This is a genomic window from Idiomarina sp. H2 (assembly GCF_004364275.1).
GTDB lineage: Bacteria > Pseudomonadota > Gammaproteobacteria > Enterobacterales > Alteromonadaceae > Idiomarina > Idiomarina loihiensis.
In genome coordinates this window covers 336,818-350,524 of the sequence record NZ_SNZY01000003.1, presented here as the reverse complement: position 1 = coordinate 350,524, position 13,707 = coordinate 336,818, and the positions used below count along the sequence as shown (strand labels likewise).

At 46.0% G+C, this 13,707-nt stretch carries 11 protein-coding genes; 6 read left to right on the top strand and 5 right to left on the bottom strand.

From position 1 onward, the window contains the following. The first annotated feature begins 34 nt into the window (after nucleotides 1-34). Nucleotides 35-553, top strand: a complete 519-nt coding sequence (locus DET62_RS05710; protein WP_110013309.1) for an outer membrane beta-barrel protein — start codon at nucleotides 35-37, stop codon at nucleotides 551-553. A gap of 36 nt (nucleotides 554-589) precedes the next feature. On the opposite strand, the gene DET62_RS05705 is transcribed toward DET62_RS05710, so the two are convergent. Next, entirely contained in the window at nucleotides 590-1,288 is a 699-nt protein-coding gene (locus DET62_RS05705; protein ID WP_110013308.1) for a nucleoside-binding protein, read from the bottom strand. 169 nt (nucleotides 1,289-1,457) lie between these two features. Here DET62_RS05705 and DET62_RS05700 point away from each other — a divergent pair, with 169 nt between their 5' ends. Beyond that, complete coding sequence (locus DET62_RS05700; RefSeq protein ID WP_110013307.1) at nucleotides 1,458-3,047, top strand: bifunctional diguanylate cyclase/phosphodiesterase; 1,590 nt, start codon at nucleotides 1,458-1,460, stop codon at nucleotides 3,045-3,047. A 39-nt stretch (nucleotides 3,048-3,086) separates the two neighbouring features. Continuing rightward, entirely contained in the window at nucleotides 3,087-3,779 is a 693-nt protein-coding gene (locus DET62_RS05695; protein WP_110013306.1) for a 2OG-Fe(II) oxygenase, read from the top strand. A 46-nt stretch (nucleotides 3,780-3,825) separates the two neighbouring features. On the opposite strand, the gene DET62_RS05690 is transcribed toward DET62_RS05695, so the two are convergent. Continuing rightward, nucleotides 3,826-6,600: a pitrilysin family protein gene (locus DET62_RS05690; RefSeq protein WP_110013305.1), complete on the bottom strand. Its 2,775-nt coding sequence runs from the start codon at nucleotides 6,598-6,600 to the stop codon at nucleotides 3,826-3,828. A 214-nt stretch (nucleotides 6,601-6,814) separates the two neighbouring features. Between DET62_RS05690 and udk the strand changes: the two genes are divergently transcribed. Continuing rightward, a complete protein-coding gene (gene udk / locus DET62_RS05685) occupies nucleotides 6,815-7,447 on the top strand; it encodes a uridine kinase (protein WP_054487310.1) in 633 nt (210 codons plus the stop codon). A gap of 13 nt (nucleotides 7,448-7,460) precedes the next feature. Further along, nucleotides 7,461-8,669, top strand: a complete 1,209-nt coding sequence (locus tag DET62_RS05680) for a NupC/NupG family nucleoside CNT transporter (RefSeq protein ID WP_110013304.1) — start codon at nucleotides 7,461-7,463, stop codon at nucleotides 8,667-8,669. Nucleotides 8,670-8,687: 18 nt separating this feature from the next. On the opposite strand, the gene tesB is transcribed toward DET62_RS05680, so the two are convergent. Further along, on the bottom strand, nucleotides 8,688-9,548 hold the full coding sequence (tesB, locus tag DET62_RS05675; RefSeq protein ID WP_110013303.1) for an acyl-CoA thioesterase II: 861 nt from the start codon (nucleotides 9,546-9,548) through the stop codon (nucleotides 8,688-8,690). A 259-nt stretch (nucleotides 9,549-9,807) separates the two neighbouring features. On the opposite strand from tesB, the gene acnA reads away from it, so the two are divergent. Next, nucleotides 9,808-12,477 carry an aconitate hydratase AcnA gene (gene acnA / locus DET62_RS05670; RefSeq protein WP_110013302.1) on the top strand — a complete coding sequence of 890 codons (2,670 nt, stop codon included), beginning with the start codon at nucleotides 9,808-9,810 and terminating at the stop codon, nucleotides 12,475-12,477. Between the two features lie 45 nt (nucleotides 12,478-12,522). On the opposite strand, the gene DET62_RS05665 is transcribed toward acnA, so the two are convergent. Beyond that, nucleotides 12,523-13,230, bottom strand: coding sequence for an SDR family NAD(P)-dependent oxidoreductase (locus DET62_RS05665; protein ID WP_110013301.1), 708 nt, complete (start codon nucleotides 13,228-13,230; stop codon nucleotides 12,523-12,525). Beyond that, the gene (locus DET62_RS05660; RefSeq protein ID WP_110013300.1) at nucleotides 13,227-13,598 is read right to left on the bottom strand and encodes a 2-amino-4-hydroxy-6-hydroxymethyldihydropteridine diphosphokinase; all 372 of its coding nucleotides are present in this window, start codon (nucleotides 13,596-13,598) and stop codon (nucleotides 13,227-13,229) included. Before DET62_RS05660 ends, DET62_RS05665 begins: the two co-directional genes overlap by 4 nt. Between the last annotated feature and the right edge of the window lie 109 nt (nucleotides 13,599-13,707).

The following is a 13,707-nucleotide window of genomic DNA, read 5'->3' as shown; positions in this document are numbered from 1 at the left end:
CCGAATAAAATAGCTAGGTTAATAGGGAAGTCGTATGAGGTTTTTGAGAGCCACTTCGTTTGGCAGCGTATTTTTACTTTTCAGTGTTTTTGCCCAGGCGCAAGACAGCGGTTACTTCGGATCCGCATCTTTGGCTCAGCTTAATGTTGATACAGAACTGGGTGGAGCTCCGTCATTCACCCCCCATACAATGAATCTAATGTTAGGCTATCGCTACAGCAATAGCCTTTCGGTAGAGGCTCGTTATGGTTTCGGAGTACATAGTAGCAGTGAAAATGGCATCAAATTCGAAACTGACTATGTGGCCAGCATTTTGGCTAAGCCTCGGCTGTACTTGTCGCCTGAAGTTGCACTGTATGCAACAGGGGGCTTTTCCCGAGGCAAATTCAGAGTGGGCGGTGGGGATACAACGCTTAACAGCTTGAGTTATGGCGGTGGTATCCAATATGACCGTAATCCAAGAACCACTTACTTTATTGAGTGGATAAAATTAATTGATAAAGATGAATATACGATTAAAGGGTTAAATATTGGCGTAACCTATAGATTTTGAGGCGTTTTGGAGAAAGGGGGCTCTAAAGCCCCCTTTTTAGAAATGCCATTTGACCAAAAGGTTGGGGTTTTTCTCAGTCAGACCGTCAATATAAAACTTATTACGCCAGTAAACGTATTCAATGCCAACGTAAAGTGGTGCCGATAAATCGAAGTAAGGTGCAATATTCCACTTCAGCTGAGAAGTAAAATTAAGGTTAGCCGGCCCAATAGTGCTGATACCTGAAGCGTAATCGATAAAACCATCGTATAACCATTTTGTGTCGCCGATAGAAAATGGCAAGCCCCAGGTTGCGGTTAATTGATAGTTGTCAGGTAAACTATCGTTATTGCGTTTATAGGCATCCAGCTCAAAATATTGAAAACCAGGCACTTCAAATGCGGCACCGATACCATATAAATAGTGGGTAAAACCATCTCCGATTTCGGAGGTTGTGGTCAAGCTAATGTTTTGAACCAGGTTGTCCTTAAATTCGAACAGGTAAAGTTCAGGTGAAAACTCGATATAAGTTTCCGTATCGCCGTTATAAGACTCCAGTCTATCGGCAAAACTGAATATTTTGCCCCAACTGTAGCCTCCGACATATTCAAAAGTCAGCACTTGGCGGTCAGTATCGCCCACTTCATAACGACTGCCATTTAAGTAAGTTAAGCTGGTATCTGACCAGTACTTTTCTGCGCTGGCAGCGAAAGGGAGCAAGCTGAATAAGGTGAGTGTTAATAGTAGATTTTTCATGAGAACTTACCTGATCGGTAGTGAATGCGTTAAAATTTAAGCGGATTATACGGGAGTAAAGGGCCCGGGTTAAGCAAATATCTCCTGTTGTGCTCTGTTAATATCTTAGCGAATTCGGTACATTACATAAAAGTAACATTTATTTTCTATTTGAGCCGAGCAAGCCTGCATGCGTGATACATTTTTGCTAAAGCAGTACATTAATACGCTTGAATCTGCAGCTTTGTGTGCGCGGCTGTCGCCTGAAGGCAACATTCGCTGGATGAGTGAATCTCTTCATAAACTGCTGGAAATTCACTATTTAAGGCAAACCACCGCTTTTACTGCGTTTCTCCATATTGATAGTCGGCCTCATGTGGCTGAGGGTATAAAGCAAGCTTCTGATACCGGTGAAAGCTGGAATGGGACTTTGTGCTTGCAGAGTAATAGCCGCAGTCGTTGGTGCCGTTGTATGGCAATCCCTTTATACGGAACCAATGGTGAGTTAGTTGAGCAAGTCTTACTGTTCCAGGATATTTCCCGTGAAATTTATCTCGATGAGTTACTCGAGGAAGCCCGATTTGATCAGGTGACCGGACTGCCGACGCGAGTTGACTTGCTCAGCGATTTAAAGCGAGTAGGGGCACAGAGTCTCGCAGTTTTGGATATTCGTCAGTTTCGCAGCTATGCAGACTTTCACGGTCTGGAATTTGGTGATGAACTGTTACGTGAATTCAGTACCTGGGCATCTGCCTATTTAAAGACAAAACATATCAACCTGTATCGTCTGTACAGTGATAAGTTCGCGTTAATTCCCGATTTCAGAATGATTCCCAATTTATTTGAAGATCATCTGTTAAATTTTTATCAGGCGTTATTATCGAAGCGGCTTGCGGTAGGAAACAACGATGTGGCATTGGATGTCGCTATTGGCATGGGGGTGGGTCGCAATAAGCAGCTGCAGCTAGCCGAAAGTGCTTTATCTAAGGCAAAAGCTATCTACTCGGGCTATAAAATTGAAGTGGTTTATGAACGTGAGTTTCTTCATGAGAACAAAGTGAATTGGCTCCCTAAAATTCAGTCAGCCCTTGTTGATCATCGTTTTATCAATTACTACCAGCCAATAAAAAGCACAAAAAAAGATAAGCCAAGCTACTACGAGGCGCTGGTCAGGCTAAGAGATAACAATAAGGACCTGGCTCCCGGGCTGTTTCTGGATAAAGCAAAAACAACCCGTTATTACTGCGAAATTACGCGCTCTGTCATTGAGCAGGCGGTGTTGGCCTCCGAGCAGTATCAGGTCGCTATATCAGTGAACGTATCGATTGAAGATATTCTGAATGATGAGACCGTCAATTTTATTCATTATGTTCTGGCGGAACATAAAAGAGCTCAATTAATTTTCGAAATTACGGAAACGGAATCAACAGAGGACTTCACCAAAGTCCAGGCTTTTGCTAATGACGTACGGCGTTTAGGTGGCCAAATTGCAATAGATGATTTTGGTGTCGGTTATTCAAACTTTTCCCGACTGATAAGTTTGCGACCAGATTACCTGAAAATAGATGGTAGTATTGTTCAGAACGTATTACATGACCCGACCAGCGCCAGTATTCTTAATGGCCTAATCAGTATTTGTAAAGAGCTGAGCATTCCTATTGTCGCTGAATTCGTTGAGAACGAAGACGTTAATGGTTACCTGCGCGATCAGCAAATTGAGTATCTGCAAGGTTATTATATTGGTAAACCCGCTCCGGAAATGAACCGCTTGTTAAATTAGCACTTTATTTACCCCTCGTTACTGGAAAGAGTCGTCGCTATGAATGATTTTATTGAAACTTATGACAACGCCTTATCTTCCGAGCTGTGCCAGCAGCTAATTAACACCTTTGAGGAGTCATCGCATACTTTTCAGGGACGTACCGGTGGTGGTGTCGATGTCAGTAAGAAATCCAGTACCGATCTGGCTTTGAATAATCATGCTGAATACCAAAATTTGCTGTTACAGATACAACAAACGACAGCCCATCACGCCCTGAAGTATTTTAAAAAATACCATTTTGCCTTAATTGCACCGGTGGCTCTCACACTGCAACACCCGCAGACCAAGCAGCCAGCGCCTTTGACTCATGATAATTTTGATGAAATTGCTAAGGGTAACGAAATGGCAATTATGCAAAAGCTGTTTCGAGTTGGCGCTATACAAATGCAACGTTACCGAAAAGGCGAAGGAAATTATAATTACTGGCATTGTGAAACTTATCCTCAGAAGGGATCGACTGAACCTTTGCATCGGGCTTTACTGTTCATGTATTACTTAAACGATGTTGAGGAGGGAGGCGAAACGGACTTTTATTATCAGAATCGGTCTTTAAAACCCAAAGCGGGACAGATGGTTATAGCGCCAGCGTACTTTACCCACACCCACAGGGGGCGAACACCGGTATCGAATGATAAATACATATTGACGAGCTGGATATTACACAGCAGGGCGGAGCAATTATTTGGTTAGTTGTAGTAAAAACACCCCAGCCGAAGAGACTGGGGTGTCAGTAACGTTATTTTACTTCGTTTTCTTTAAGAATGGTCACTTCACCTAAATTTAGTGAACGAACTTTCTCTTCTATTTCGGCTAAGTCACCAACGATAACCCAGGTCATTGCTTCCGGTTTTAATACCTTGTCTGCATTTTCCCTTATATCTTCAAGTGTGATGGCGTTAATGCGCTGTCCATAATCTTCAAGGTACTCCACATCTTTGCCTTTGTTAAAGGTACTGACTAACCCGCTGAGCAGGCTGCCTTTTGTTTCATATGCACCAGGTAATTTAGCCGTTTTATTGGCTTTTACTTTTGCCAGCTCATCTTGAGTCGCAGGGTTTTCGCCTTCGTATTGAGTAAATTCTTTAATGATTTCCTCAATGGACTCTTTGGTTTTATCGGTTTGCACTGGCGCCAGAGCAACTAATAAACCAGGGCCTTCATTATCCAGCCAAATTGAGCGAGCACCATAAGACCAGCCTTTGTCTTCGCGTAAGTTCATGTTCAGACGACTGGTAAAGCTGCCACCAAGAATCGTGTTCATGACATCGACGGTGTCTGCGTTATCAACCTGACCTGAAGGAGCTAACTGCCCGGCAATGATTAACGACTGCGGGTTGCCCGGTTTATCAATCAAAAAGACTCGGCTGCTGTCCGATGCCATAGCGGAGTCAAAGGTTTTTTCTGGTTTGTCAGATGCTGGAGCCTTCCAGCTGCTCAGTTCTTTTTCTAGTAAAGCCTGAGTCTGCCCAACCGTAGTATCACCAACAATAACAAGTTTGGCGTTATCAGGACGCAACCAAGTCTGTGCGTGCTCAACCAAATCGTCGCGAGTTAATGACTTGATTGACTCAATGGTGCCTGATCCAGTAAGTGGCTGGCTATAGGCATGACCTTCACCAAACATTAACCGAGGTAATACACGTAAAGCCTGGGTTTGAGGGCGAGCCTGTTCTTTACGAATTCCTTCTAACCAGTTTGAGCGTTTACGTTCAATTTCTTCTTTTGCAAAGGCCGGATTCTCTAACACGTCACTCATTAACGATAAACTTTCAGCCAAGTTGACTGTTAGTGTATCCATGTTAATACGGGAGCTGTCCAGGCTGGCAGATGCGCTTAGGTTGGTTCCCAGAGATTCTAGACGCTTATTCAGCTCTAATGCACTGAGGTTTGCCGTGCCTTCTTTTAGCATCGACATGGTGTAGCTGGCTGTGCCCAGTTTTGAGCCAACATCAGACGCATAACCACTGTCGAAAACCAGACTCATTTCTACCGTTGGCGTGTCGCTGCGTTGGGCCAGATACACGTCTAAACCGTTTGATAAGGTAAAGTGCTTAACCTCCGGTAGCTCCAGCTCTGGCAAGTCACCGACATTCGGCAATTGAGAACGGTCAGCATTGGTTTCCTGCTTGGTATATTCCGGCTGAGGAACAACATTAAGAACAAAGTCGCCAGAACTTAACCATTGCTCGGCAGCGCTTTGCAGGTCACTAACGGAAGCTTGTTTTGTCCATTCCATTTGCTGCTGATAAAAGCCCGGATCGTCGTGGTATACCGCGCCCGAAGCAAGGATATCTGACTTGCCGCCAAAGCCACCCACCTTCTCAGCACGACGAACGAAATTCGCTGTGGTGCTGAACTTAGTACGTTGCAGTTCGGCTGGGGTTGGGCCTTCATTAATTAAACGTTCTACCTCTTCATCAATAATGGCTTCAATCTTTTTAAGTTCAACGCCTGGTTTTGCGTCGGCGGTAATCAAAAACTGTCCGGCCAGTTCGCGGCCATACTGGAAAGAACCAACTGAGCTGGCAATTTGCTCGTTGTAAACCAAACGCTCATAGAGACGTGAGTTTTTGCCGTTGGCCAAGATGTCGGCCAGCAGGCTCAGGTATTCAGAGTCCGCGGTTCCCATTTCGGCGGTATTCCAGACTTTGTATACGCGCGCGGCCGGTACCCGGTCTTCCATCGTTGCTCGTTTTTGTTCTTCGCGTTTTGCAACCCAGGATTCTTGCTTTTGCAGTGGTTTACCCGGACCGATATCAGCAAAGTATTTCGTTACCTTTTCTTTGGCCGTTTCGACATCGATGTCACCGGCTAAAACCAATACCGCGTTCGCTGCACCATAGTAATCTTCAAACCACTGATGCACGTCATCAAGCGATGCCGCGTTTAAATCTTCCATTGAGCCGATAACCGACCAGGAATAAGGATGGCCTTCAGGGAAGGTTTGTTCAGCAATATAGCTCCAGGCTTTACCGTAAGGTTGTGCCTCGCCCTGACGCTTCTCGTTCTGAACAACGCCCCGTTGCTCATCCAGTTTTTCCTGAGTAATGGCTCCCAATAAATGACCCATGCGGTCAGATTCCATCCATAACGCCATGTCAAGCGCTGGGGTAGGGACATTCTCAAAATAATTGGTGCGATCGTTGTTGGTTGTGCCGTTCATTTCGGTAGCACCGGCACGTTCAAACGGGCCAAAGTACTCGTCATCGTAGTTTTCGGTACCGTTAAACATCAGATGCTCAAATAAATGAGCAAAACCCGTTTTGCCGGGTTCTTCGTCTTTTGAGCCGACCGCGTACCAAACGTTAACGGCAACAATCGGGGCTTTGCGATCTTCGTGAACGACAACCGTTAAGCCGTTATCCAGAGTAAAGGTTTCGTAGTTAACTTTAACTTCTGGAAATTGAGACTGGCTGACAGTTTGTTCGTTACTGGCTGACTGAGTTGTTTGACAGCCTCCTAACAGAGCCGTTGCGACTGCGACAGCCGTTAAGGTTTTCATCATTTTCATAGTGTTTCCTGAATTAATTTTTATTAAGCCAGATTACTATACGAGAGGAGAGACTTCTGTGCTTGCCTATGTTCAGGATAAATTGTAACGAAATTAAACATTTCAGGGACGGGCTGCAGATGTTGCGGCAATAAAGGTGCCAGTCAAGTCTTTTAATTACTCAGACAATCAAGGATAATTGCGCGCGGTTTGCAGCAAATAGAAACGGAAGCTTGTGAGTAAAATAACAGTTATAGCGATAGCTGGCGCATCAGCGTCAGGAAAGAGCCTGTTTGCCTCAACGGTGTATCAGGAGTTGGTGGCTGAGTTAGGAACTGACGGCATTGCTATTCTGGCCGAAGATGCTTACTACCGTGACCAGAGCCATATGACCATGGAACAGCGGGTGTTAACTAATTACGATCAACCGGCTGCTTTCGAACACGATTTGCTGATGCAACATTTACGCCAGCTAAAAGCCGGCGAGGCCGTTGAAATGCCGCAATACAGCCATACTACGCATACTCGTCTGGAAGAATCCATTCGGGTTGCTCCGGCAAAAGTGGTCATGGTTGAAGGTATTTTGCTGTTAACTGACGAAAAGCTACGCGAACAATTTGATATTTCGGTGTTTATGGATACGCCTCTGGACATTTGTTTGTTGCGTCGTATTAAACGCGATATTGAAGAGCGTGGCAGGACTTTGCAGTCGGTTACCGAGCAATATGAGCAGTACGTTCGCCCTGCATTCTTCGACTTTATATTCCCATCTAAGCAGTTTGCTGATCTCGTTGTCACTCGCGGTGGTCAAAACGAAATCGCCATTGATATTATAAAAACAAAAATACGTCAGTTACTGGCGGAATAAAATTGGTTCCTCTATGAATAGTATTCTCGGCGTTGCCGTCATTTTTATCGTTGCTTATTTAGTTTCAACGAACCGTAAAGCCATTCGCTGGCGCACTGTTCTTGGAGCATTTGGCATTCAAGTTGTTTTAGCAGGTTTTGTACTTTACGTGCCTATTGGTCGTGAATTGTTGTTTGGATTTGCGCAAGGGGTTTCAGCGGTTATCGGTTATACCAAAGCCGGTATCGACTTCCTGTTCGGTAGTCTGGCCTCGGAAGAGTTTGGCTTTGTTTTCGCCATCCAGGTTTTGTCCGTTATTGTTTTCTTCTCTTCTCTTATTTCTGTCCTGTATTACTTAGGCATCATGAAATGGGTCATTCGTATTTTGGGTGGTGGCTTACAGAAATTACTGGGGACCAGCCGTCCGGAGTCCATGTCTGCAGCAGCCAATATCTTTGTCGGGCAGACTGAGGCACCGATGATGGTTCGGCCGTTTATTGGCACTATGACGCGCTCGGAGCTTTTCGCCGTAATGGTTGGTGGTATGGCGTCAGTTTCTGGCTCGGTGTTGGCCGGTTATGCCGGTGTTGGGGTAGAGTTGAAGTACTTGATTGCGGCCAGTTTTATGGCGGCTCCGGGCGGCTTTCTCATGGCAAAGATGATGATTCCCGAATGCGAGAAACCACGTAACGACCTGGAAGAAGTAGAGGTTGAGGACAACTCAGCAAACGTTATTGATGCCGCAGCGCAGGGCGCTTCCAGTGGTCTTCAGCTGGCAATGAACGTAGGCGCTATGCTCTTAGCCTTCGTTGCACTGATCGCACTAGTCAACGGAATCTTTGGCTGGGTAGGCGGTTGGTTTGGCTATTCAGATTTAACCCTTCAGGAACTGTTTGGTTATGTTTTCCAGCCGGTAGCTTATGTATTGGGCGTGAGCTGGGATGAGGCGCAGTTGGCCGGCAGCTTCATCGGTCAGAAGTTAGTGATTAATGAATTCGTCGCTTATTTGGATTTTGTTAACTACAAAGATCAGTTAAGCCAGAACTCGCAGGTTATTATTACTTTTGTACTGTGTGGATTTGCTAACTTTTCATCCATTGCTATTTTGCTGGGTGGCTTAGGTGGCATGGCTCCTAGCCGACGCCATGATATTGCCCGCTTAGGTATGCGCGCACTGTTGGCAGCGACTTTGGCAAACATGATGAGTGCCGCAATCGCTGGCTTCTTTGTGTCTTTAACCTGAATTGATACGGGGCCGCGATTAACCGCGGTCCCGCATAACGCCTTCCTGAATTGTTGAAGCTACCAGCACGCCGTCGCGTGTGAATATCTGCCCACGAACTAAACCACGCTGACCGCTGGCAGAAGGGCTGTCTATGGCGTAAAGCAGCCAGTCATCCATGCGGAAATCCCGGTGGAACCACATGGCGTGGTCAACGGTAGCAACCTGCATATTAGGCTGAGCGAAGCTGACCCCGTGCGGCTGCAAAGCGGTTGGCAGAAAGTTAAAGTCCGACGCATAAGCCAGCAGGTATTTATGAACGCGTTGATCATCCGGCATGCTCCCGTTTGCACGGAACCAAACGTACCGGCGAGGCTCGTCTTTTTCCGGTTTGAACGGGTTGTAGGGCGTAACAAAGCGCATTTCTATGGGTTTGTCGCAAATGAACTTTTTTCTCAGCGGCGCTGGTATCAGTTCCTCATGTTCACGGTAAATGTCTAAATCTGAAATTAGGCCTTCGGGGCCAGGTACGTCCGGCATAGTGTCCTGATGCTCATAACCCTTCTCCTGTTGCTGGAAAGACGCTGTCATGTAGAAAATGGGTTTACCATATTGTATGGCTTTGACCCTTCTCGCTGAAAAACTTTTACCGTCGCGTATCGTTTCTACGTCGTAGACAATCGGTTTTTTAGCGTCACCGGGGCGTAAAAAACAACTGTGGAAGGAGTGACAAACTCGCTCTTGCGGCAACGTTTCTTTTGCCGCTGACAAGGCTTGTCCAATAACCTGCCCGCCAAAGACAGCACCAAAGCCTAAATCCTGGCTCTGCCCGCGGTAAAGTCCGTCTTCAATACTTTCCAGGGTCAGTAAGTTAAGTAAATCGTCAAGTACCTGACTCATTCAATATGTCCTTATTGATTGCAGTAAGACCGATGTGCGATTGATCTTAAACGCTTTTTACAGACTATGTAATATAAACACAATTTATAATAAAAATAGTCGCTTAACTGGGTACTTTACCACCAGTTAGTTGGCACAAATCGTTGATTTATGTTTTCATCAAAGCACAAACTTTATGGCTGAAACGGTTCAGTTTGTCTATATTTAGAAGACCGTTGAGCTAAAAACTGCGCTTTTAGAAGCGAATGGGAGAGTATCTATGTCAGGCAAAGACAGTCTGAAAACCTTAAGTACGTTAGACGTTAAAGGAAAAACCTTTCATTACTACAGCCTGCCTAAAGCAGAGGAAGCCTTAGGAGACATTTCAAAACTTCCGGCTTCAATGAAAGTGTTACTCGAAAACCTATTGCGAAATGAAGATGGCGAAACCGTCACGAAAGACGACTTACAAGCCATGGTTGACTGGTCGAAAAAGAAAAAAATTGACCGCGAAATTCAGTATCGCCCGGCGCGGGTTCTGATGCAGGATTTTACCGGTGTACCGGGTATTGTCGACTTAGCCGCAATGCGTGATGCTGTGGCGAAAGCAGGGCACGACCCTGAAGTGATTAATCCGTTGTCGCCGGTCGACCTGGTTATTGACCACTCGGTTATGGTCGACAAATACGCTACCGAGGGTGCCTTTAAAGAAAATGTCCGCATGGAGATGGAACGCAATAAAGAACGTTACGAGTTCCTGAAGTGGGGCCAGGGTGCCTTTGAAAACTTCCGCGTAGTACCACCGGGTACCGGTATTTGCCACCAGGTGAACTTGGAGTATTTAGGCAAGAGTGTCTGGACGAAAGAAGAAGATGGCAAAACCTTTGCCTACCCTGATACTTTGGTGGGCACAGACTCGCACACCACCATGATCAACGGTATCGGTGTTTTAGGCTGGGGTGTCGGCGGTATCGAAGCTGAAGCCGCAATGTTAGGTCAGCCTGTGTCTATGTTGATACCGGAAGTTGTCGGCTTCCGTATGACCGGAGCGCTGAAAGAAGGTGTTACTGCAACGGATTTAGTCTTAACTGTTACTCAAATGCTGCGTGAAAAAGGCGTAGTAGGTAAGTTTGTTGAGTTCTATGGCCCAGGTTTGGACAACTTACCTTTAGCCGACCGTGCAACGATTTCAAACATGTCACCGGAATATGGCGCAACTTGTGGTTTCTTCCCGGTTGATGATGAAACCCTGCGTTATTTCCGCCTGTCAGGTCGTGACGAAGAAACCATTGAGCTGGTTGAGAAATACTCTAAAGCACAGGGTTTGTGGCGCGATAACGATAACGAACCCGAGTACACTGACACGCTGGAGTTAGACTTAAGTAGCGTTACGGCTTCACTGGCTGGCCCGAAACGTCCACAGGACCGAGTGGATATGGAGCAGCTTGGCAGTAACTTCGACCTGATACTGGAAACGAACGGTAAATCGGGTGAGAAAGACAAAGAAGTCCAAGTGAAAGGTAAGGATTATTCCTTATCGCACGGTGATGTTGTCATCGCTGCTATAACCTCTTGTACCAATACGTCAAACCCAAGCGTCATGATGGCGGCTGGTTTGGTTGCTAAAAAGGCCGTAGAGAAAGGCCTGACACGTAAACCCTGGGTTAAATCCTCGCTGGCACCGGGCTCTAAAGTGGTTACCGACTACTTTGAAAAAGCCGGTTTAGACGAGTATCTTGATAAGCTTGGCTTTAACTTAGTGGGCTATGGTTGCACCACTTGTATTGGTAACTCCGGACCGTTGGATGATGAAATAACGCAGGCCATTAATGAAGGTGACCTGACCGTGTCTTCTGTGTTATCGGGCAACCGTAACTTTGAAGGTCGCGTTCACCCAGAAGTTAAGGCGAACTGGCTGGCGTCACCACCGTTAGTGGTTGCCTACGCGCTGTCGGGTACAACACGTACCGATTTAAGCAAAGATCCGTTAGGTAAAGACTCAGACGGCAATGACGTATTCTTGAAGGACATTTGGCCAAGTAGCGCAGAAATAGCTGAAGCGGTGAAAATGGTTGATAACGAGATGTTCGGCAAAGAATATGGCGAAGTCTTTGAAGGTGACGAAGAGTGGCAGTCAATTAGCGTTGCTGAAGGCAATACGTATAACTGGCAGGATGATTCCACCTACGTCAAGAATCCGCCGTTCTTTGAAGGTATTGATAAGCCACTGCAGGCACCGAGCGACATTAAAGACGCTAACGTGCTGGCGGTATTTGCTGACTCAATTACCACGGACCACATTTCACCGGCAGGTTCTATTAAGCCTGATTCGCCAGCAGGTAAGTACCTGCAGGAAAATGGCGTAGAAGTTAAAGACTTTAACTCTTATGGTTCGCGTCGCGGTAACCACGAAGTGATGATGCGCGGTACCTTCGCCAATATTCGTATTAAGAACCAGATGCTGGATGATGTCGAAGGCGGTTACACCAAGTACATCCCAACTGGCGAGCAAATGGCCATTTACGATGCCGCCATGAAGTACATGGAAAATGATACGCCGTTGGTTGTATTAGCCGGTAAAGAGTACGGTACCGGTTCAAGCCGTGACTGGGCTGCAAAAGGGACAACGCTTTTAGGTGTTAAAGCCGTACTGGCTGAAAGTTACGAGCGTATTCACCGTTCTAACCTGGTGGGTATGGGCGTTCTGCCGCTGCAGTTTGTTGAAGGTGAAGGTGTTAAGGAACACAAGCTGACCGGCGAAGAGCAGATATCGATTCTTGGTTTGAATGATGACCTGAAACCCGGACAAATGCTGAACGTTGTGGCGAAACGTAAAGACGGCAGTGAAGTTAAGTTTGAGGTCAAATGCCGTATCGATACCGGTAATGAAATGAGCTACTACAAAAGTGGTGGTATCTTACATTACGTATTGCGCGGAATGCTTAAATAAGCTTTTTTACAGTGAACTGAAACCCGGCCATTGCGCCGGGTTTTTTTATATCATCAAGCCACGACCACCGTCGACTTTAATGGATTCGCCGGTAATAAATGGGTTGTCACGTAAAAAGCGAACCGTTTCTATCATGGGCTCTAAACCCCCTTCAACCCGCAATGGTGTCTCATCCAGAACCTGCATACGATGTTCTTTATCGTGCTCTGGTAAAAATAGAATAGGGCCTGGCTGAATGGCATTGACTCTTACTGACGGCGCTAAGCTTTTAGCAAAAGCCTGGGTCATGTTGGCGAGTCCGGCTTTCGCTGCGCAATAAGCAATATAGTCGGTAGACGGGCGGTCAGCGTAGATGTCCGTAATATTGACGACCAGCCCGTTCTTTGAACGACTTAATTGCTGCTGCAAGCCACTGATGAGCAGGTAAGGTGCCATTGCGTGCACCTGAAATACGGCCGCTAAAGCGTTGTTATCGTTATCAACGGTGTCATTGTCGAAAAAACAGGAAGCGTTATTAACCAATAGATCGAGCGAGTCGGTAGCACTGTTAATAGCGCGGACCATGCCCTGAATACTCTCTATGTTGGTGAAGTCAGCTTGTATGCCTTTGGCGCCGAGTGATTCCAGTTCATCAATACCCTCGCGCGAGTTATTGTAATGGGCAAATAATTGATAGCCTTCCGCAAGTAATGATTTGGCTAACTCAAAACCAAAACGCCGTCCGGCACCAGTAATAACTGCTGTTTTTTTCATGAGGTGAGTCCTAAATCGGGTAATAATGACGCCAAATAACCAGGCACTTCGGGTTCCTCTTCGACGTCGCCCAGAATATCAATATCTATCGTGCGATCTTTAATACTTCTCTGAGGATCGGAACGGTCACGCCCCAACAGCTCCTCTATTTTATTAAACTCATCTTTAAGCGCCTTTGCGGTCATTGGGGTTTTAATAATAAACAACGAATTTAAGAAGGTTTTCTCCGTGTTGATATCAACCGGAGATGTAGGGATGTTGCGTGAGAAAGTAATGTCGTCAGACAATGCCTCTAGAGCTTTCCGAGCTTGCGAAAAGTGAATTTGAGGTTCAATGTTTGAGCCAAGACTGCATAAATACTTCTTCATTTAATATTTGACCGCTAAACGTGAATAATTTGTTGTCTTAAGTACGGGTAAAAGCGCGAAACAGATGACAGCTTCAAATAGTTGAAATTGCGAGGATCTGCTGATAGCC